We start from the raw sequence: 20,975 nt of genomic DNA, 5'->3' as shown, positions 1-20,975 counted from the left end.
CTGTTTCTATTTGGAACTAAAGAGCTAACCACATAAAATCAATAAGTTAATTGATGAAAGTTTGATTATGATGCTCTACCGAAAATTCACAGTACCTCTCACTTCAATAACTGCCACAACTAACTCCATGAAAAATCGAGAAGAGTAATACATCACCAGTTTAAAAGCGTTACCCTTATCAATATAGGCTATAATTAATCTATAAAAGAACAATTTGGGGGAATCAATTTTATTAATTAATAGAGAAAATGATGTGTAGATACAAGCTTGATAAGAATTTAGAAGTTTTAGTTTCACCAGCCGAAAAAGAAGTGCTGATGTTTTGTAAAAAGTCTTTGCCTGAAGATGTTGTACAAGCTCTTTTTAATTTAAACGATGTTTCCCAAATTATTGCACACCTTCAAAAGCAACAATCTTCGGGTCAACGTCCGCACTGGGGATTAAACTCTAAACTTACCTCAAAATACCAGTGGGAAGAGTGGTTTGGTACGGAAGAGGCATTAAAATTAGATAAATTATTAGGAAAAATTAAAGAAGAAAAAAAATTTGAAGAGGAGAAAACTCAGAGATATGAAGATGCGACTAGTAACTATAAAAATTATTTAGAAAAAGAGATTAAAAAAGAAATAAATAAGATAACAGATAAAAATTTTCTAAGTGAGGTTTACGGACAATTAATAAAAACACAATTTAACGCGCCAGCCCCACTGCCTGACGATATCAAATGGGCTAAAAAGATGATAGCTTGCAATTTAATAAATCAATATGATTCAAAACATAATGTTGAAAATATTAACCAATTATTTTCACATAAACCCAAAATTGTTGATGCTTTAAAAAAACATCAAGTCATAACAGAGGCCTCTAAAAAGCTAGATAAGAGCCCTCAGGAATTTCTTGAACACCTTAAAGAAAATAAAAAGATATTAACAAAAAGAAGAGATTCTGGATTAGAAACTTTCATTAAAGCATTAGGCGTAGGTGCTGCTGCAATAATTGGAATAGGAGTGGGAGGCTATTTTGCCTATAAGCACTTATTTGGATCTAAGGCAACGGAAGGTGATAAACTTCTTAATGAAGTTTCAGATATTCGCGAAAGCAGGCCTAAAACTTAACAGATAACTATAATCCACGAATTATAGCTGGTAATAATTGATTACAAACAATGGACCCGAAAAAGCGAGGAGCTTCTGTTGAGCACAAAATCACGGTATCGAATTTAAAGCATCTTATCTTTTGGTAAAGGAAACCACGCAAGCTTTACGGGATAACGTTCGTTTAGCGACATAAACGGCTTTTTTATGCCTTTTATGTCGAATCTTTTACGTGCGCAATTACGGGTTATTTTGACTAAAATTCACTAATCCCATAAATTGTTGTAACTCACATACATATCCGCCACAAGCAGGAATTGAAACTGGGTTACCATTATAAGTGACTTTTACTGTGTAACCCGCAGAATCACTTTCGTAGAGTGAGAAATTGAGATTTGAAGCATAAGGTGGTGCTGTCTCCAAAGGAGCTCCCATAAAGCTTAAAGCACTCGTAATAGTTGTATCGTGAGCAGATAATAAAACATATTTTAATTTAGATTTTTTCTGACTTCCGCTATAAAGATAATGCGCAATATGGGTCATGATCTTAGTACTGTAAGCATTTGCTACTTGTTTTGGCTTTTCTTGTGCCATAAAAGCCCAGTTACTGGCATTGATAATTGTTTCAACATCATTAGCCGTTAGCCCTTCAGGCATTGGTGCATGATGAATTTGGTGAATATATAAGGAATCGCCCAATAATTGTAACTCAGCTAAATTGGCAATTGGGATTCCGGTCAGATGACTCCAAAGTGGGTATTTATCTTTTAGCTCATTGTTTTTTTGTTGCCATTCTTTTGTTGAATAAACATATTGTTCAAAGAGTTTTGAGCGCTCTTCGGAACTGATCTGCTGAATAATAATATCATCGTATTTTGCAGGTGCGCTGAAAATAGGAATAGGCTGAAACCCGTGTGGTAAAGCAGGAGAAGAGTCTGCTACCTTTGGTCCTGTTCCCAAGGGATATAAGCCCATTAATAATGACTCTGCACTCATCAAGGTACGATCATATGCGGTTGATCGAACATACATCGTTCCATATTCATAATATTCTGGCAATAAATGTGATTGCTCAATGTATCTTTTACGAAACTCCTTACCCATATTATATTCTTGTCGCATACCTTCTGCAGTTAACTGACCAGGTCCTTCTTTCCATTGATAGTTAACAGTAGGTATAGAAATAATTGGTGTTCTATCACCATGACGAATAATATCAACAGCAAAAATTAGCGTATCATCAGCAAATAAAAGGGATGGCGCACTGATTAAAAATGCAAATCCAAAACTAAATTTGTAACTCATTACTCAACTCCTTTGAATTAAAAGGTTAGCTATTTTAGAAACAAGCATATAAAAAATCAAAAGATTAAATTAACGCGAGTTCGACATAAAAGGCATAGAAATGCTTTTTATGTCGAACTACGTTCAATTAAGACGTTGTCTCACAGATCGCTTAAGATTTTCACAACTTTTGAGAATGATAATAATAATCTCGTATTTCCTCTTGAATCGAAGTTGCAGAAATTCCAGCTTGAAATTTGGAAATTAACATTTTGGCACTGATAAGACGCTGTTGAAGCAAATGAATTAACGAGTGAGAGTCTTTTTTGGGCTTTATGCTATAAAACTCTGTATTTAAATGAGATTGTAATTCATCTGCTTGTACGGAGGAGTCTAAAGTAATTGCGGTATAGGATTCTGCTAATCCCTCTTCCAATAAACAAGGATTTTGAGCCATATTTTTCTCAGCTGTAGTGATTGCGTGACAAAAGCCTTCGAGCATCGCTTGACTAATAGGGTCCTTTCCTGACATGTTAAATAAATCTGAAATTATTGTATGAGGCAAAAGAGGAGCGACTAATTGATCAAAGGGTAAAGCATAACCATGACGGTAATGATCACGATAATATTGTCCAAAAAATGAATAATCGATTTTTTTAGCGGGTAAAAAATTAGGATCATCCATAGCAAGAGTATCAGCATGCCTCCCTTTATAACTAAGAGTAGCACCACAACCAAAATCAACGATTGCTGCTTGTTTTATACCCTCTCTTAGGCAATAACCTGAATTGAGCAATTTAGAGTTCAATAGATCCCACAAATTAAAAACCAAAGCCACTGCATACAATTGGCCAATGATCATAGCTTCTTCTGGAGTAAGAGATAAATCGTTACGTTTGGGTAAATGTTCTCGATCAAATAGAGATTCGATTTTGATTGCATCCTTTTGCGACAAAAACTCTGAAAAGTTATTGATGAATTTGGAGATGACCCCAATAGATTTATCTTCTACATGAAGGTAATTTTCAGGAACAATTAAAATCCCTTCAAACATTTTTTTTGCCATACGAGGAATTACAATCTCCAAGAAAGCACCTTCAAGCTGTATTGAAAAAATATGTTTCTTGGGATCAAAATCAGGATTTTCCAGTTGCTCATCTGAAAGATAACCTTTAAACACATCGTATACAGTCAAGGTATCAGGTTTTTTAATCAAATAATAAGCACCAAATTGATCTTCTAAGATTTTTTTTTCAGTAATCCCTTTTGATAGAGAAGAAGCTATTTTCTCAGGTAACTTGTTTTTTACGGCTACGAGTTCAAAATTATGATGAAGCTTTGGCATAGTTTATCCTCCAAAAATAAGTAACATGAGATCAACATCAAAAATATGAAGATGTTTTTAATGTTGCTAAACCGATGTTATTACGTAAACCATGTCACTTGCAAAATCAAAGATGCATCATATGGATTCAGTTCATATAAATTATTTATATCAAACGCTCCATCAGCGATCAGTACTTATTGTTGATTTAATACGAAAATGCAAAGCTGTTTCGAAGAACCGAAGTAATACGTAAGCCACTGGCAATCAAGCTTAAGATGTAGTAGGCAAGAAGATTTACTGAAAGATAAAGCAGGATTAGGCGGTACGCCTGGTGCATTTGAATCCATACATTGAATTGCTTTTATTTGGACATCCATGGCATGGAAATACTGTGGATGTCCAAATCTTATGTTAATTAATTCAGCTTTTGCTTTTGTGTTAAATTGTAATCTTGTTCTGGCTGAGCAGTAGACTTAGTATTTGATGTAAAAAAATTATACAAACTATAACCTAAACCTGCAACAGTTCCAATAACAGTAGTCGCTACTGCCTCTTCCATCAAGCTGGGACCTGGATCATATTCCCCAGTTACTATTGCTATCCCCATCAGAGTAACTAATGTAGCAGTTGTTCCAACTATTGAAGCACCCAAATTTAAAAGGAAGTTATGATTTACGTTACGGTCGACGTTATGGTTTTCCGTGGTTGGCTTTTGGCTCACCTGCTCCAAATCGTCTTGTTTACGTAGATTTTCTAATTCAGAAAGACGTTCAACTAATGCATCAAAAGGCTCATCATCCAAATGTCCTTTAGGGCAAGTAGCTCTAACTAATAAAGAAGAAACAGGTTTCTCTGAGTGAGCAAGAAGTTCACTTCGATCTGCTTTATATTGTCGATGGCTTTGTTCATATTCTTCTAAATCTTCTTGTGTCTCTTCGGTTTTTAAAAGAAAATAATGACCTTCTGTAGCATGAAGGGCTACTTCAAACTTAGGGGAACTTGCATCTAAGGTACGATACTCATCCACAACTGCAGCAGTCGAACGATCATAAATGGTCAATGGTTGATTAATAACCTTCATCATTGCCATAATTTCAATATGAGATAATTTTACCTGCGGTTGAGCCATGTATTTACAATAGATTGCAAACCCTTCTATATTCCAATAATTTCTAATTGCCTCTGCATCTGAAGATGCGTGAGCAAAATACTCTTCAAAAGGTGAGCTTTTATCTACCTTTCCTTGTGAACGATTAAAAAAATATTCTAAAAATTCTTGGTTAGCTTCGTATAAAACACTAAATTCTGAGGTACGTAAATCTTCCTTAGACATAAATGATCTATATTCTTTATAGTTTTGGAAGCCAGTTATTACACCATGCTCTCCTTTTAACATTTCATTACCTAATTCTGGATGTTCCATGAGTTGAGATGGTAACCACTCTCTTAATAAAAAGCCCAAAATCAATGTTTTTTCAAAAAGATAATTTGAAGAGTGATCTTTTGAGGTGTCTAATAAGGAAATTTGATTCAATGATTTTTGATTAGGAAAAAAACGAGATAATTTTTCTGCCTTACTTTCTTGCTCCAAAATTGATTTAAAGTTAAATAAATCTTTAGGAAAGGGTAGATGGTTAGTTAATAAATAAAGCGCGTAATTATGAAAAAAACAGTTATCAAAGCTTCCAGAAACATCAACTGCATGTTTTACTCGAGCTTTAATAGTTTCATCTTTTTTATTGTACATATATTCACCAAATAAATTATTGTATTTAGGCCGAAATTTAATTATAAAGAGTAATTGTTAAGCAAATATTAAAACTCAAAAAATTTAATCTAATTGAGCTGATTTTTAATAATAATTTTGATGTTAATAAACTCTATTTATCTTCCTGAACATCTCACTGCTATTAATCAGTTAACTTCGGATTTTGAAACGTTAGATCATTACCTAACTCTCTTTCTAAACTTGCTTTTGCATTTAAAATTGTTTCAATTGCATGTCGTTCTTGCTGAAGTTGTTCTATACTTATATTTCCCTGTTTCGTTTTCAAGCGTTCGCTAATGACCGTGATACGCTTAATATCAGATTGCCAAATTCCGCCTGTGATAAATTCAAGAAATGCTGAACTAAAATCTTTAATAGCAAAGCAAACTTGTCTTAGTAAAGATGCATTATTTCTATCAATTGCTCCTTGTAATAAGGAAACATGAGCATCTAAAACATTTTTGGGTGTTTTAAGATCGACTGTTTTAACCTGGCTCATTGCATCAGCTAAAGATTTATAGGCACTCGCTAGATATATAAATTTCTCATCATTATCTTGAGAAAATTTCCTCATCCCAATAACATCAGAAATCACTCTAAAACACGCATCTAGATGGTGCCTATGTTGTTCATTGCCTAAAACATCCTTCATTAAGTTTTCAGCTTCTGCTTGATGGCCTCGATACATTTGCAGTGTAATTTGTTGCATTAATTCCAATGCATACACCTCATCTTCTATGCTTTCAGATAAGATTTTGCGTAAACTATCTATTTTTTGAGAAACATTTTCTTGAGCAATTAAAGCAGCAACTTGTTGCACCGGTTCATTTAATTGATATATCTCAATCAACTCTTCAATACTTAACTCTGAATAATCGTCTTCATACCCTGTATAAATCGGATGTTTTTGAGTGGGAACCTCCGTATAATGGGTGGATTGAATTCCAAGTTCACCAATAATTTCTCTTACACGCACATTTACTTGATTGGGACGAAATGACGGGTTTATAGTTCCAGAACAGTATTCATTATGAAATATCTGAATTATTTCATTAAGTTCTCGATTATGTTTATATGCATAATAAGCACAAATATCAAGGACGTCATCCTCTGTTATTACCTGCAAAGGTTCACCATTTTGAGCACGATCAATAATCCAATCCAACAGTATCTCATCAACTGCATTACATGTAGAGCAACTGTTTATTGCTGTGCCTTGAGTCATCATGTCAAGTTGTTGCTCTCGAACTGCTTTTCTTCCCGGGTTAGCTTCTTGCCTACGATTATCGAGACATCGAACACCATTAGCAAGTGAGTAAGGGCCACAGGAAGAACCATCTGGTTGTGTCCAGGTATAAGGATAAATTGCTGATCTCATCGTCAATTGATCTGACCCATATCTTTGGCGAAAAATACCTTCGACTCGTGCAATTTCTTGTCGAACTAGAGGAGCATGGTTTGCAAAATTCACATTAGCATTCAATGAATCAGTATACCAAATAGTAACATTTACTCGATGATTCGCTCCCTGGCTTACATCAATAGCAATCGCAGTCCAATGATTGCCACCTAGATTTAAAGGCAAAAGTATTTTTTTGGGCAAGTCATCCCATTGAGGAACATGGCAGGCTTCAAAAGCAGTACGGTCTGGATATTCTCTAGAGGAATATAAAAAAAGCCGTTCTGGGCTTCCTAATTGCCAAGCATTGCCAACATCTATAATTTGGGCGGAAGTATACCAATAATCTTCTCTTACACGACGAGTATCTGTATTAGGCATTATTTAAGCATTCTAAAAATTAAACTAATTTAAATTTTACCCTATTGTATTATTTATTTCCATAAAGATTATAATAAATACTTAAAAATATTGAATCAATTAAATCCCAATCATCAAGAGAAATTAATGAAAAAATAAAATACTTTGAAAAAAATCAACTATAATTATATCAAATTAAAGATAAGTTGGCTTAAAAATGAAAGCAGTTTATCTCTTTGGACTTTTTATTTTAAGGGGACTCAGGCTCCTAGTTTGGTGCTTAATACTCACGATATTTTTGGGAATTGTTGCCCCTTATATCAGTAACTTATCCTCATATCCTTATTTAAAACCCATACTTCAAACAGACAAAGTAGTTAATGCAACTATAAAACGCCATATTCCGACACAAATAGCGGGTTGGGATCTTTCCAGATTGATTCCAATAATGGGCTTATTAATTATTTCATCCTTTCTTTCTAATTACATTCTCTCTCTACAAAAAGTTAAAATGAGGCTTAATTTAAAAGAATTTAAAACTCGAGCCATAACAAAAGAACAACAAACTTTAGTGAAAAAGATGGAAGAAACCATTGCCAAACCCGGAAAACTCAAAGAAAAAAACAGACAAACGTTATTGAAAGAGTTTATCCAACTGAAGCAAGAACTCGAAAAGACAGGAAGAAATCTCTCGTTTTTAGCAATCGACGTGGTAGATTCTACTAACATGAAGCTCGGCGAAGATCCAGTGATAGTTGAGAATGATTTTAATCAATATCACGATTTCATTTTATGTAAGTTTAAGGAACATGGCTATATTAAAGCCGCCTGGACACCTGATGGTGTCATGAGTTGTTTTAATACAACAGAACAAGCATTCGATGCTGCGAAAGACATTTTATCAAGTCTGCCTGATTTTAATAAATCAACTAAAATGATGAAACAAGATTTTCATGTTCGTTGTGGAATCAATACTGGTTTTGTGTATTATGATTTATCAACACCATTGGAAGAGTTTAGCGATAGAGTCATTGACATTGCAGGACACATGCAAAAACATGCGCCACCTGACACTGTTCTCGTAGCTAAAGATCTTGTTAAGCCTATTGAATCTCATGAAGTCTTTACCCCCACTAACAACATAGTCGATGGACTTGAAGCGTTTGAGTGGAGAACCTCAAAATGAATGAGGTATAAGTCCTAGAAAAGGCTCTTCTTGAATTTCTCTGAGAAGAGCCCAAAAGAATGTTTAACGAACAAGAACATAACGACCACCTTTCAACATATAACGGTGTCCGTTGTGATAAATAATTTTATTATTTTGATAGGTACTAACATTGCGGTAATTAGCAGGTTGACCCGATAGAAATCCAACTCCAGTCCCTACTACTTTCCCAACACCGTTGCCTATAAAAGCACCAGTATCCGCTATATAACCTACACCAGTACCCACAGCCGTAGCACCATATTTTACACCGGCGCCTACAGTTGAATTACTATATTGGCTCACATCATTCATTGTGTTACAACCTATCAGACTTAAGGACATCAATAAAGCTGAAGATGTAACGATCTGCTTTTTCATTATACTCCTCCTTGACTTCAAAAATGATCTCTATATGTATATATAGTTCAAAAACAGATCATTTTCTCGGTAAATTTTTTTTTAGAGAAATATATTGGATTTGAAAATGAGATTAATTTTAGTTAATTTCCCTCATTTTCAATAATCAATCCCTTATGTTTTCAAGATTTGAAATAAAATGACAACAACAATTTCAATTGCGTAATTTGCAATAAATTATTTGCGTTTCTCAAAAATCTTGTTGATAGGGAGTTTGGTTATCCTGTTCAAAATTTCTAAAATTTTGTTCTGCTTCATTTCTTTTTTCAATATTTAAACAATCTTTTCTTTCGTCAGGATCTTTTAAGTTTTCACAATCATTATTGAAAGAAGAATTAGGATTTACTTCATCACTAGCAAAAACATTTAACGGAAGTAACACAATAAAAAGAAGAAGAACTATTTTTTTCATAATTGTCTCATGGTTTTCTGGTGGGCTAATCATACCTAATTCGAACAATAAAATACATGAAGACACATAAATCATCTTTATATTTTATGGTATTTGTTATGATGCTCGAGAGGTGTATTATTATCTTGGACTTACCAATAAGGTTTAGCTATGGACATGGAGCAAAAAAAGAACTCAGAACATCCGAAAGATGCCAAAATCAGACGAATAAAAGAGTGCCTGCTTTTCTTTATCGTTTTAATTATGATTTTAGGTGTTTTTGGTTATTGTGTTTCCGTACTTTTTGATGTTAAAAGTCTTGATGATGAAAGGAAATGGGCCACAATAGTGATTACTGCAATAATCTCTGCATTACTCGGCTATGTTGTTGGAAAATCAAGTAAATAAACCTCTTACATCACCTACGCTTATAGTACATTTATTAGGTACAATTTTTAAGGAGCTATAAATGGATACTGAAAAACAAGAAGAAAAGGAAAAATCAGAGGATAGATGGTTTTATGGGATTTTCAATAGCTCGACTAATTCAAGAGCATCTGGACCCTACTGTACTCCAGACCAATGTTTCATGAATAGTCCTCAAACATTTTCCAGTACCAGTTTAATACCGCCCCAAACATTCCATCATACCGAGTTTAATAATACTACGTCCATCAGTGACGTTGTGAACGCCATCAAACTATCCGAATTATTTTCTCCTGAGCTTATCCAATTAATTACCGATGCAGCACAACAAGGCCTTTTACTCTCCGTATTGATCACATTAGTCAACGAAGGAGTAACTGACTATTTGCAGAATCTTCATTATCGCCCTGATTACATCTATTGGATTAATCAAGCTATTCGAGCGCTTTTGCTTATCGCAATAGGTACCTCCCCTGCTCAAGCAATTGCAACTCCTATAGCTGGATATCTACTCAATACCTATGGTGGTTTCAGTAAAGAAACCTCGAATCATATAACTACAGGAGTTACACTCGGTATTAATTTATTAACAACCCCAATGAGTCTCATTGAAGCTTCGATTAGCGTAGGTACTGCTGTAGGTGCCAGTTTATTAGGAAGTAAGATTACAAAGTCGGGCTACAATTTTTTGCGTGATACTTTTTTCGAAAGTAAAAAAATCGCGAATACTCAAAAAGAAGAGTCTCAACATATACCTCAGTTATCTTAACTCTATGATAGAGTTAAGATAACCCAAATTCATCATGGATCAATACGATAAAATGGCACACACCTGATCTAAAGCCTCGCGTTGCCCAGTTAATTCGTCCTTTTGAGAGTCATCAAACATTAATTGCTCGGCTGCTGTCAATGCTGCATAAGGTAATGGTTTAATTACTGCAGCATAAAAAGCATTGTAATTTTCATCACCAAATAGGCTCTCATCTCTGGGTAGTTGCTGCATTTTTTGTGCTACTTGTTTCATTTGTTCTTCCAACAACTCCGTTTGTTCCTGTGCTTGAGTCAAAAAATGATATGCAGCATATGATCCTCCCAATACAAGACCCAAACCAATAACTGTAGGAATAAGAGAAAAAACGGAAGCTAAAACCAATACTGCTCCTGCAGTAATCACTAATAAAGATAATGCAGTATTACAACCACTATCCACTGCAGACAGTAATTGCTGATTAAGCATTGAAATTTGTTGAATAAATGCAATCAAACCTTCTTTTTTTTCTTCAAAATTAATGTGATTGTAAATATTATTATTATGACTTTGGTGACCTTGTATCGCTGTTAAATGATGGAGCATTTGATCAATAATATACGTGAGATCTGAAACCTTCCCTTTACGAACATAAGCTAGAACAAGATTATGAACAGTGTTCGACCAATGAGGTTGTGGATTAATAAACTCACGAGCATACCTATCGAGTTGCTTCGTAAACTCAATAGGTATTTCTCCAATGTTTAAACGATTATCTCTCCAAAATGCTAATCCCCTTGAATACTTAGGTAAACTATCAGCAAAAGATTTATTTCTTACCGTTACTGTATTTAACAAAGCAACATACATATAAAATTTACCGAAATGATCCGTATTTTGCTTTTCAATTTGTTCGCATAATAAAAACAATTGATTTGAAGGCATTATAGTTCTCTTATTCCAAAAAATTGGCAATTATAATATAAAGTAATGCAAAAGGTAAATTATTAATCATCTCACAGTCAGCCAGATAAGCAGAGCTCACGAAATATCTATAATTTTATTCGCCTGGATGGGGTTCATATTTATATTTTGTGATTGAAAAAAAATGTGCGCATAGCCATTCTACGTAAACATTTTTTTGATTGAGCAAAATTTAAAGATGAGCGTCAGACAGGATGAAGAAAGTTATAGATATTTAGGAAGCTCTGCTTATACATATTTTCAATTTTAATTGGGTCAAAAAATGATGCATATGTATTAATTATAAAATTATCGAGGATGAGAACGTTAAATACAACAGTTACAATGGCCAATATCAAGCATGCTTCATTATGGATTGTTATCCAAGCCTCCTACACTTGAAAACAGCAGTATTGAACCCGAAATCAATTACACTTACAATTAACATGAGTTTGACATAAAAGGCATATCTATGCCTTTTATGGTGGCTAAACGAACTTGTCCCTAGCAAAAAACAGGTATGCACGTATTTCATGTAAACGTACATTTATTACTGACCTATTAAGATTTCTCCTTTTGATAAACGCATAGTTCCTTTTGTAGTCCATTCAACATTCAAAGGGGGGCATTTACCCTCTCCCTTAGTCTTTGAAAACTCCTTGAGGGTTAAGCATTTTATATATTTCACCAAGGTGCATTTCTTCTTCTTGAATCATTTTTCTTGCGAACTCTTCAATGAGCACCGATTTTTTTTCCGCCTGATGTAATAATTGATGGTATAAATTCAAACCTTGTTTTTCATGTTCAAGAGACTCTTCTAAAATATGGCTAATATTATGTTCATGAGTTTCTAATAATTTACCAATTTTAAGCGTAGGATGATAGGAAAAATGGGTAATTAGTTCGCCTATCAAATGAGCATGATTTAAACATTCTTGAGCTTGATCACGCATCCATTTACAGATAGGGATACGATTAAAACCAAAGATCATAAATGAGTAATGGGTATAACGCACTACACCTGCCATCTCAAGCTCTAATAAGGTATTTAGAGTTTTGATGATGGTATCATCGATTGTTTCGCTACCAGGTCTTCCAGATGTCATGTTTAATACCTCCTTTTTACTTATGTTATAGTATAGAGTAATATTTTTAATTTAAGAAATTCATATGAAATTATCAAAAAATCTATTGCATAACCCTAGAGTTTAACGAATTAGGTTAGTATAGAAATCTTGTCACCCTACACAAAAAACCATAAGATGACGATCGTCAGAAAGTTGTTCAATAACGTGAGTTCGACATAAAAGGTATAGAAAATGCCTTTTATGTCGAACTCACGTTATCCCGCTTGAAGTAGGCACAAATGTCAGCCGCTGCTCGTATAGTCAATTGGATGATTGTTTGCATCCGCTCTTTGTAAAAGACTTTCTAAAGATGTTTTAAAGGCTTGAGGCAAGATTTTATTCTCCAATTCTTTAATAAACATACGTGCCTCTTCACTATGTTCCTCATGAATCATTCTGAGTTTGTTAATAATTTTTTGTTCAAAGGCTTCATCAACTTGGACCGAAGTGAACTTATTAAAGAAGACTTGACGAAGCTGAAACCGACTTTGTGATTCTGCATAGAAAAAGGGATGCTGTTTGCGATGTAACGCCAACTCAAATTCGACGCCTTTTATTTTAGTCGCAAAACTGGGTTGATTGTTGATATCACTCAGAATGGAAGTAATAAGTAGATTATCTTCATCAGCATTATCAGGAACGGCATTTTTGTTAAGATAATCATAGTTTATTAGATAATTATTAATTATTGACTCGCGAATAAAAGCAAAATCATCTGTGGCTGGGCTGAACATAAAAGCAGCTTTAAAATAATTAGCGGCGATCTGATGTTGCCCTTTATTTTGCAATTCTATTCCATAGTTATTTAATAGTGCAACGCAGCTTTTAAGCTTGTTCACGCTTAGGGGATCTGTGCCATTAATATGAGTACCAAGATCGACTCTAAGTTTTTGCAGTGTAATAATACTTTCAAAATTATCCATTGATACACATGTTTCTTGATTAAATTCCATGGATAATGGAGGAAAAGAATAGAGCAGTCGATGTTTAAAATTATTATTTTTATGGGCTTCAATTAAAGAAGCATGCTCTCTTTTCGAATCATCAACAAAAAAAACAACATCTTGAGAACCAATCGCTGACTCCGTAACAAGAGTTTCATAAACTTGTCCTTTGCTAAACTCACAATCATCAGCTTGCACTCTATTTTTTATTAAATGCGCATGATAATTTAAATTTCTGTATTTCTTTAAGACATTAAAATAGTTATCAAGAGCTGATTGTTGTTTTGGCTCTAATTGAGGTATTGCTTGTTGCCTCTCTTGATAATCTTGTTCATATTGATTTAACAATTCTTGAAATTCTATATTCGGATTTTTTTGGGCGGCCAATTTAAAATGAATGAACAATTCATGAATCACATCAAAATCAACAACACCATTTTGATGCTTATAACCATTTTGATACTGCTCATTAAAATAGTTATCCACTTCACCCATAATTTTCTTTTTCTTTTCTTCATTAATTTCTATTAACTTTTCTTTAGGATTTAGAATGCCTTGAGTTAATAAAAATTTCATTGCTTCTATTTCATTGTATTTTCCATGAGCAATCGCACAAGAGTTGAATATTTTTTCATCAATTTGTTTGATGCTCATCACAGCAACCTCTACTGGGAACATATAACTCTCATAAGCTCCCCCAAGAGGTAAATTAGGGTTAATGGATCTGAATAATAAGTCTAAAGGAGTATATACACGCTCTACCTTAATTCCGTTTTGATTCAGATAATTAATGAGTTCAACTCGAATAGGACTAGTAATTGATAAATTTTTGGCATCCATTCTAGTTAATAAAGAAATGGATTTTATATCATTCTTTTTTAACCAATCGATAATAGATTGATTGAAAATCAAATTTCCAGAAACATTTACCATAAAGGTATCATCAACATCAAAAATATAATGAATTTTCATTTAATTTCCATGAGTTCTATAGTGTTATATAGAAAGTTTACTTGTGTAACATTAACAAGAAGTTAATAAGTCATTCCAATTCGGATGAATTTTTCTACTAGCCTGGACTTCTCACTTAATTCTCAACAATTTTTCTCTCAAGAATATTTGGAGCTGGAATGCTTTTATATACGGCAAGAATTTAAATTAATGCGTATAATTAATTCATATGAACCCTAACAAGGATGTTTGTATGTATGAGGATCTAAGTACTCCCTATCAAGTACCCAAAAGTATCGCTTCCTTGCAACTGGGAGGCATTCTTATTGAAGATAAAGTAGTAACAAATGCCCCTGTTCATCTCGTACTCAAATCATTTAACCGACATGGTTTAATTGCCGGCGCAACAGGTAGTGGAAAAACAAAAACCATGCAAGTGCTTTCCGAGCAATTGTCCTTGGCTGGAGTACCTTGTCTGGTGATGGATATTAAAGGAGATATTTCCGGTTTGGCAAAACCAGGAAATGATACGCCTGATATCGAGGCTCGATGCCAATCCCTGCAAGTATCCTATACGCCTCGTGGATACCCAGTGGAGCTGCTGACACTAAGCGATGTTCCTGGTGTTCCTTTACGTGCAACTGTTTCTGACTTTGGTCCCCTTTTGTTTTCAAGGATGTTAGGAATTAATGAAACTCAGGCTGGAGTAATCACTATTATTTTTGAATATGCTAAAGACCACTCTATGCCTCTAGTTGATCTGCACGATTTTAAATCCTTATTGCAATACGTACAAAGTAAAAAAGGTAATGCAGAAATAGAATCACAATATGGTAGTGTTGCTACAGCTTCGATAGGTTCTATTATGCGCAAAATTGTCGAGTTAGAATCTCAAGGCGGCCAGCATTTTTTTGGGGAGCCCGCTTTTAAAATTGATGATTTATTACAATATAACGAAAACGGCCAGGGAATGATCTCTATTGTTCGTTTAATGGACATGCAGGATAGGCCTCAGTTGTTTTCAACGTTTATGTTAAAGTTACTTACTGATATTTATCGTCAACTACCTGAGTTAGGGGATCCTGATAAGCCTAAACTCGTTTTATTTATTGATGAGGCGCATTTAATTTTCAAAAATGCCAGCAAAGTCCTATTAAATACTTTAGAAACTATCGTTAAATTAATTCGCTCCAAAGGGGTTGGTTTGATATTTTGTACTCAAACGCCAAACGATATTCCTGATGCTATTTTAGGACAACTGGGATTAAAAATTCAACACGCACTACGTGCATTTACGGCAAAAGATCGACAAGCAATGAAATTAGTGGCACAAAACTTCCCTCCATCAACCTATTATGATACAGAAAAAATGCTAACTGCTTTAAGCATTGGAGAGGCACTTTTGAGTGCTCTTGACGCTGAAGGAGAACCAACTCCGTTAATTCACTGCATGATTAGGCCGCCAGAATCGAGAATGGGTGTATTAACTGATAATGAAGTACAACAAATACTTAACAAATCTCATTTGTACCAACGCTATTCCCGTCCGGAAAATCCACATTCCGCTGCAGAAATACTTACAGAAAAACAAAGCACAGCAATCGATACACCTACACCCCAGACCTCACGTGAGAAAGCAACGACATCAGAGTCTTCTCTCTTGGTAACAATAAGCAAGAATACGTTGGTGAGGCAACTCGCCCGAGATTTTTTTCATTGGTTACTAAAAAATTTAACAAAGCGTGGAAAAAGATGAACATCACATAATAATCAACCCAAAAAACGTTGAATTAACGTATTTTTTATTATTTTGAATAGGAAAAGGCCATGAACATTTATCTTAAAAAATCAAACTGTGATGCGATTTTAATTTCTTTGCAGTCTTTTCTGAAAAAAATGAGAGAGCCTACTCACTCATTAGGTAAGTATGATTTGGAACAGAATATTGTTATCACATTTGGTAAAGATATTCCTATCTCTCTTCAACGAGAAATTATAAATTGTCTTAACGAAATATGTCTTGAGATAGAACAAAAAAAAATGGATATCAACCTAAGCTTTAATAAGACAAAATATATTGCTCAAGAGATTAAAAAACATATTTTGGTTGAAAACAAAGCACTGTGTAGGCACTTAATCTCGGGTCTGGAAGAATTAATTGTCTCATCGAATGAATTGACTGATTATGCTTTAGAAGATATTGAATTATCGAAAATATTAAATAGCATTGAAAAATCATTATACAGCCTCTCTGATATCGAGTTTATCCCTTTGACACAAACTTTTCCAAATTCATGTTTTGCCTGTAGTATTTTAATGGTTTTGAAAGAACTTAAACTGATTCATGAACCCACGCGGACTCAAGAACTGCAAATTTATAAGCAAATTTGGTTAGAACCTGGCAAACAATCAGATATTGAAAAGGTAATTCTCTATCTAAGCCAATATAAAATAAAAATGATCGGCCTAGATTTTGTAGAAAAAACTGAAGATTTATTAGACCTAAGCAATAGAATTAAAAATAATCGTCCTGAATTATCGCAACATATTATAAATCAATATACTCTGTTTAATCAGAATAAAAATAAAATAAATCAATATAGTATACAAAAAATAGAAGATCCCTATTCGATAAACAACGAGTTTTTTAAAGGAGGATTTACCTTTCTTATATCTCGATCGTTGAGTAACCAGGGCCTTCATGTCTTGTTTGCAAGGATATGGCAAGATCAGTTTCAAGTCATTGATCCTGAGAATGGTGCAGTGAAACTGTATCCTTCATTTGCAGAATATTATGACAGTTTCGAAAACTTTAAGAAAGAATTTACAGGAGTCGCATTACATATTGTTCCTGACTAACGTGAGTTCTAATGGCACTAAGTTAAGGCCGGCCCTACTTCCCGAGGGAAGTCGACATGAGAAGGATTTAGTCAAAAAACGATTCACTTAGTGCCATTAACGTGAGCTCGACATAAAAGACAATAAAAATGCTTCAGTTGAGATAAAATAGAATTTGGTACCCCTAAGAGTATAGCGTCTTATGTTACAGTAAGAGGAGGATAGAAATGTTGAATTATTTTGAATAAGGTGATTTTACTAATTGACAAAAAATATTCATCATACTGATTTGTTCTACATTTTTTGGTATAGAATCCAACAATGCTGGAGAATACACAATCACAACCATACATTGTGCTCTTGAAACTGCAACATTAATGCGATTTTTATCAAAAAGAAAATTTAAACCACGAGGCGACTCATGAGCACTGCTTGCACACATACTTAAAAATACAACTGGTGCTTCTTGTCCTTGGAATTTGTCAACACTACCTACTCTTGCTTTATCTCCAAGGGCTGCTTTTAGTTTATTAACTTGATAATTATATGGAGCAACAAAAAGTATGTCTTCCCAATCAATTGTTCTTTGTTGACCGTTTTTGGTGCTAAAAATCCGCCCCAATAACTCATGGGCTAAAGAAACTATTTGTTCTACTTCTTCATCACTGGCTTGAGTATTACCTTCATGCACAACGGGTACCGTGATAATTCCTGCCTCTTTGTTCAAAACTCCCTGATATCCAACAGGAATAGATATTAATTGCTCATCATTGTCTGAAGCAGTTTCAAGTTTACCTTCATATATAGCCTCACTTATAAATTGATTGACCGCCGAGTGCATACGATAAGTTGTCCCCAAAAATACGCCCATTGAATCAGGAATAGTCGGAGTCGAATGCAACAGATAATCGAGAATGGACAACCCACTATCTTCTGGATGGCTGCCTTGAGAAGGTTGCCCCAATTGCATCTGATCCCCCATTAAAATGATGTTGGAGGTTGATCTACTCATAGCAATCAAGTTTGCAACACTAACTTGCCCTGCCTCATCAATAAAAAGATAATCAAACGCATGTTCAAGATCATCTCTGGAAAAACCCCAAGCCGTAGTTCCTACGACACATCCTGGTTGCAAAAAGCCAGCTATACATTTATTTTCCAGCACACTAATCTGCAATTCATCAATAACTGAATCCGTATTACGTGTACACGCAAAATGCCCAATAATTCCTTCTTTATGGCAGTACTTGGCGGTGTTAATCAATAAATTGTTTATGGCTTTATGGCTGTTGGAAGATATACCTACTTTTTTTCCTTTTTTAATCAGTTCAGCAATTAAATGTTTACCCGTATAGGTCTTTCCAGACCCCGGTGGACCTTGAATAGTCAGATAACTATTATTCAAATTAATAACTGCTTGAATAATCTCATTCAATCGTTGATTGGGATCATGGCTTGAAGCTATTGCTTGACCCGATGTGTGTCCCTTAATCCTTGGGATAGATTTACCTAAAAAATCAACAATAGCAGATTGAGCTAACGCTCCTTTGGCAAATTTCTCTGCCTGTTTTATAATCGCCTGAGGTATTGGATCAGGATTAACATATTCATTTGGAATCAAGGTAATAGGGCTTTCAGGTTCATTTTTTATTTGAAGTGCTATAATCCCCTGATCCAAATCACTGCCTTCATCACAGTAAGTAGCTTTTAAGTTTTTACCATCAGATGCCTCATAGCCTAACAAGTAATACTCTTTTGCATTACCTTTAAATTCCTGATCAGGATCAAACGAATATTCGTAAACTAAATTACGAGCTTTTGGAGTAGGCTTATAGGCTGGTTTTTCAGTTCGTAGACAATAGGCCAGGCAATCTATATCTTCAAGTAACTCTTCCTCACTTAACCCTAATCGATCAAATAGCCGCCAAAAAACAGGCTTGGATTCACGTCTATGAAATTCAATTGACCATGCCATAACAGAATAAATTTTAGATAACTGTTCTTGGCCTTCAACATGTGCTTGTAATGCTTGTTCAAGCAATCTGTCACGAAGTATAATACGCTCGTTGATTTCTTCTTTAATTTCGGGTTCGATCAATTCCGTTTTGCCAAGAAAACAAATACCATAAGCTTCCTGTTTTTCTCTTAACCAGACAACCAACTCCTGAGTAGAGTTACAATCATCAATATTGTAAGAGCGAATATCGTTTAGTATTTTTGATGTTTGCCAAGTATCACCATCAGGGTTTTCTCGCCACCGCTCGTAAACAACTACTGAATCGCTACCAGAACCTACTTCTGTATCTCGTTTAGCACGGTATAAGTGTTCCACATTTTTAATGGAGTAACGCGATTCACCAATTAATAGCGCACCCTTTATGATTTTATATAAATCAACAAATACTTCATTGCGCAATAACTGATCCACTTCATACTCGCACACGCCATATCTACTCATTAGTTTGCGGCAAGCTGTTATTTCATAGCTTGCATAATGATATATGTGCATGGAAGGATCTTGCTGCCATCTTTTATAGACCCATTCAACAAATGATCTAAAACTTTCTTTTTCCTGATCGTGATCATGTGCCCAAAAATCCATGTATTGACGTTGATGATTATCATCAAAATAAGTCACACCCCAAAGATATTCCAAGCCTCCTTCTTCTAAAGGAAATCCTTCGATATCAAAAAAGATATCATTTTTTGAATTTGGAGGTAGCAGAGCCAATCCCAATTTTTTTCCATTTTCATGATGAATTAACTGATAAACTGGAATATCCTTTCCAATACTCTCTTTTTGAATTTTAGCCTGAGCTTTTAACCGCTCGAATAGTTCAGGTTTTATTCCTTTTACAGTTTTATAATCAGAATTTGCTAAAGCAGTCATAGTATGGATGCCTGCTTGATCCAGTTTTTTGATTTGTCCTGAGGTAATCGTAGCAACCTGAATCAGATGATCTGCTTTTAATAGAAGACTCTCGGCATGTGTACTCCATCTTCCCCAACTTTTAGACAAAGCCGGATCGGGATATTTAGCAGGATCGAAGTGTTGATGTACCGACAAAAACTTGTGTTTAAGATTTTGGTAGAAGTAAAAATACTCATTAAGACGGAATCGTTTTTGTTCCTTGTTACCCAGAACAAGGGTGATATGCTTTACTCTTGCTTGTTGCATTACGCCAAGCATTTCAGCATAACAACATAATTGCACCAGAAAATCAACCTTAACAGACTTCGCTAATTTAGTATCCCAAATTTCATAGCAATAATCTCCAAAAATACTTTTCCCTTGGATTTTAATCAAAAAATCAGCATATCCTCTAAATGGAGACAATTCCAAATGGGCTTGATAAATTACATCTATCCCATTTTTCATAGCATCCATAGTGGCTTGATATGAATCAGTCCGCTTATACAAATTAGCAATCGTTAATCCTCTAGCTTCAAATGCAGCGAATACTTCTGATTCATGTTGATTTCCCATCTCATGCAAAACACTGAGCAGCTCATCACATTCGTCAGGAGTAGGTACTAAGTGTGGATGAGTCATTGCGAGATGTTCCATCCATGAAGCAAAAGGGCTCTCCATAAATAGAGTCAGATCTGACGGCGAGAATACAATTTGATTGGATTCAAGATACATTAAAACTTATCCTCATTTGATTAGAGTTTCTGCTCCCCTACGTCCCTGCGTTACACGGGATCCAAACGGTGTAAGTCTATTGAAC

Annotated in this window: 16 protein-coding genes; 6 read left to right on the top strand and 10 right to left on the bottom strand. The window is 34.7% G+C overall.

What is annotated here, in order from left to right:
- Positions 1-251 precede the first annotated feature (251 nt).
- Positions 252-1,115, top strand: coding sequence for a hypothetical protein (locus Lgra_RS08110; RefSeq protein ID WP_058498766.1), 864 nt, complete (start codon positions 252-254; stop codon positions 1,113-1,115).
- A 219-nt stretch (positions 1,116-1,334) separates the two neighbouring features.
- On the opposite strand, the gene Lgra_RS08105 is transcribed toward Lgra_RS08110, so the two are convergent.
- From Lgra_RS08105 to Lgra_RS08090, 4 genes are all read right to left on the bottom strand, one after another.
- Positions 1,335-2,399, bottom strand: coding sequence for a histidine phosphatase family protein (locus tag Lgra_RS08105; RefSeq protein WP_058498765.1), 1,065 nt, complete (start codon positions 2,397-2,399; stop codon positions 1,335-1,337).
- Between the two features lie 160 nt (positions 2,400-2,559).
- Positions 2,560-3,723 (bottom strand): hypothetical protein, encoded by a 1,164-nt coding sequence (locus tag Lgra_RS08100; RefSeq protein WP_058498764.1) that lies wholly within the window; start codon positions 3,721-3,723, stop codon positions 2,560-2,562.
- A gap of 397 nt (positions 3,724-4,120) precedes the next feature.
- Positions 4,121-5,452 (bottom strand): Dot/Icm T4SS effector Ceg23, encoded by a 1,332-nt coding sequence (ceg23, locus tag Lgra_RS08095; protein ID WP_058498763.1) that lies wholly within the window; start codon positions 5,450-5,452, stop codon positions 4,121-4,123.
- Positions 5,453-5,615: 163 nt separating this feature from the next.
- Complete coding sequence (locus Lgra_RS08090) at positions 5,616-7,253, bottom strand: Ulp1 family isopeptidase (RefSeq protein ID WP_058498762.1); 1,638 nt, start codon at positions 7,251-7,253, stop codon at positions 5,616-5,618.
- Positions 7,254-7,530: 277 nt separating this feature from the next.
- On the opposite strand from Lgra_RS08090, the gene Lgra_RS08085 reads away from it, so the two are divergent.
- Positions 7,531-8,418 (top strand): hypothetical protein, encoded by an 888-nt coding sequence (locus Lgra_RS08085; protein WP_238584400.1) that lies wholly within the window; start codon positions 7,531-7,533, stop codon positions 8,416-8,418.
- A 63-nt stretch (positions 8,419-8,481) separates the two neighbouring features.
- Here the strand turns inward: Lgra_RS08085 and Lgra_RS08080 are convergent, their stop codons facing one another.
- Positions 8,482-8,817 (bottom strand): hypothetical protein, encoded by a 336-nt coding sequence (locus Lgra_RS08080; protein ID WP_058498760.1) that lies wholly within the window; start codon positions 8,815-8,817, stop codon positions 8,482-8,484.
- Positions 8,818-9,046: 229 nt separating this feature from the next.
- Positions 9,047-9,268, bottom strand: coding sequence for a hypothetical protein (locus tag Lgra_RS08075; protein ID WP_238584399.1), 222 nt, complete (start codon positions 9,266-9,268; stop codon positions 9,047-9,049).
- Between the two features lie 150 nt (positions 9,269-9,418).
- Here Lgra_RS08075 and Lgra_RS08070 point away from each other — a divergent pair, with 150 nt between their 5' ends.
- The gene (locus tag Lgra_RS08070) at positions 9,419-9,655 is read left to right on the top strand and encodes a hypothetical protein (protein WP_058498759.1); all 237 of its coding nucleotides are present in this window, start codon (positions 9,419-9,421) and stop codon (positions 9,653-9,655) included.
- Between the two features lie 61 nt (positions 9,656-9,716).
- On the top strand, positions 9,717-10,442 hold the full coding sequence (locus Lgra_RS08065; RefSeq protein WP_058498758.1) for a hypothetical protein: 726 nt from the start codon (positions 9,717-9,719) through the stop codon (positions 10,440-10,442).
- Between the two features lie 39 nt (positions 10,443-10,481).
- Here the strand turns inward: Lgra_RS08065 and Lgra_RS08060 are convergent, their stop codons facing one another.
- From Lgra_RS08060 to Lgra_RS08050, 3 genes are all read right to left on the bottom strand, one after another.
- Positions 10,482-11,366, bottom strand: a complete 885-nt coding sequence (locus tag Lgra_RS08060) for a hypothetical protein (protein ID WP_058498757.1) — start codon at positions 11,364-11,366, stop codon at positions 10,482-10,484.
- 659 nt (positions 11,367-12,025) lie between these two features.
- Positions 12,026-12,490 (bottom strand): ferritin-like domain-containing protein, encoded by a 465-nt coding sequence (locus tag Lgra_RS08055; protein ID WP_058498756.1) that lies wholly within the window; start codon positions 12,488-12,490, stop codon positions 12,026-12,028.
- A gap of 263 nt (positions 12,491-12,753) precedes the next feature.
- Positions 12,754-14,427 (bottom strand): hypothetical protein, encoded by a 1,674-nt coding sequence (locus tag Lgra_RS08050; RefSeq protein WP_058498755.1) that lies wholly within the window; start codon positions 14,425-14,427, stop codon positions 12,754-12,756.
- A gap of 232 nt (positions 14,428-14,659) precedes the next feature.
- On the opposite strand from Lgra_RS08050, the gene Lgra_RS08045 reads away from it, so the two are divergent.
- A complete protein-coding gene (locus Lgra_RS08045; RefSeq protein WP_058498754.1) occupies positions 14,660-16,162 on the top strand; it encodes a helicase HerA-like domain-containing protein in 1,503 nt (500 codons plus the stop codon).
- Between the two features lie 71 nt (positions 16,163-16,233).
- On the top strand, positions 16,234-17,265 hold the full coding sequence (locus Lgra_RS08040; protein WP_238584398.1) for a hypothetical protein: 1,032 nt from the start codon (positions 16,234-16,236) through the stop codon (positions 17,263-17,265).
- A 214-nt stretch (positions 17,266-17,479) separates the two neighbouring features.
- Here Lgra_RS08040 and Lgra_RS08035 read toward each other — a convergent pair whose 3' ends face one another.
- On the bottom strand, positions 17,480-20,890 hold the full coding sequence (locus Lgra_RS08035) for a TM0106 family RecB-like putative nuclease (protein ID WP_058498753.1): 3,411 nt from the start codon (positions 20,888-20,890) through the stop codon (positions 17,480-17,482).
- Between the last annotated feature and the right edge of the window lie 85 nt (positions 20,891-20,975).

This window comes from Legionella gratiana (assembly GCF_001467695.1).
Lineage (GTDB): Bacteria > Pseudomonadota > Gammaproteobacteria > Legionellales > Legionellaceae > Legionella > Legionella gratiana.
The sequence above is the reverse complement of the archived record's forward strand: the minus strand, read 5'-3'. Positions and strand labels throughout refer to the sequence as shown.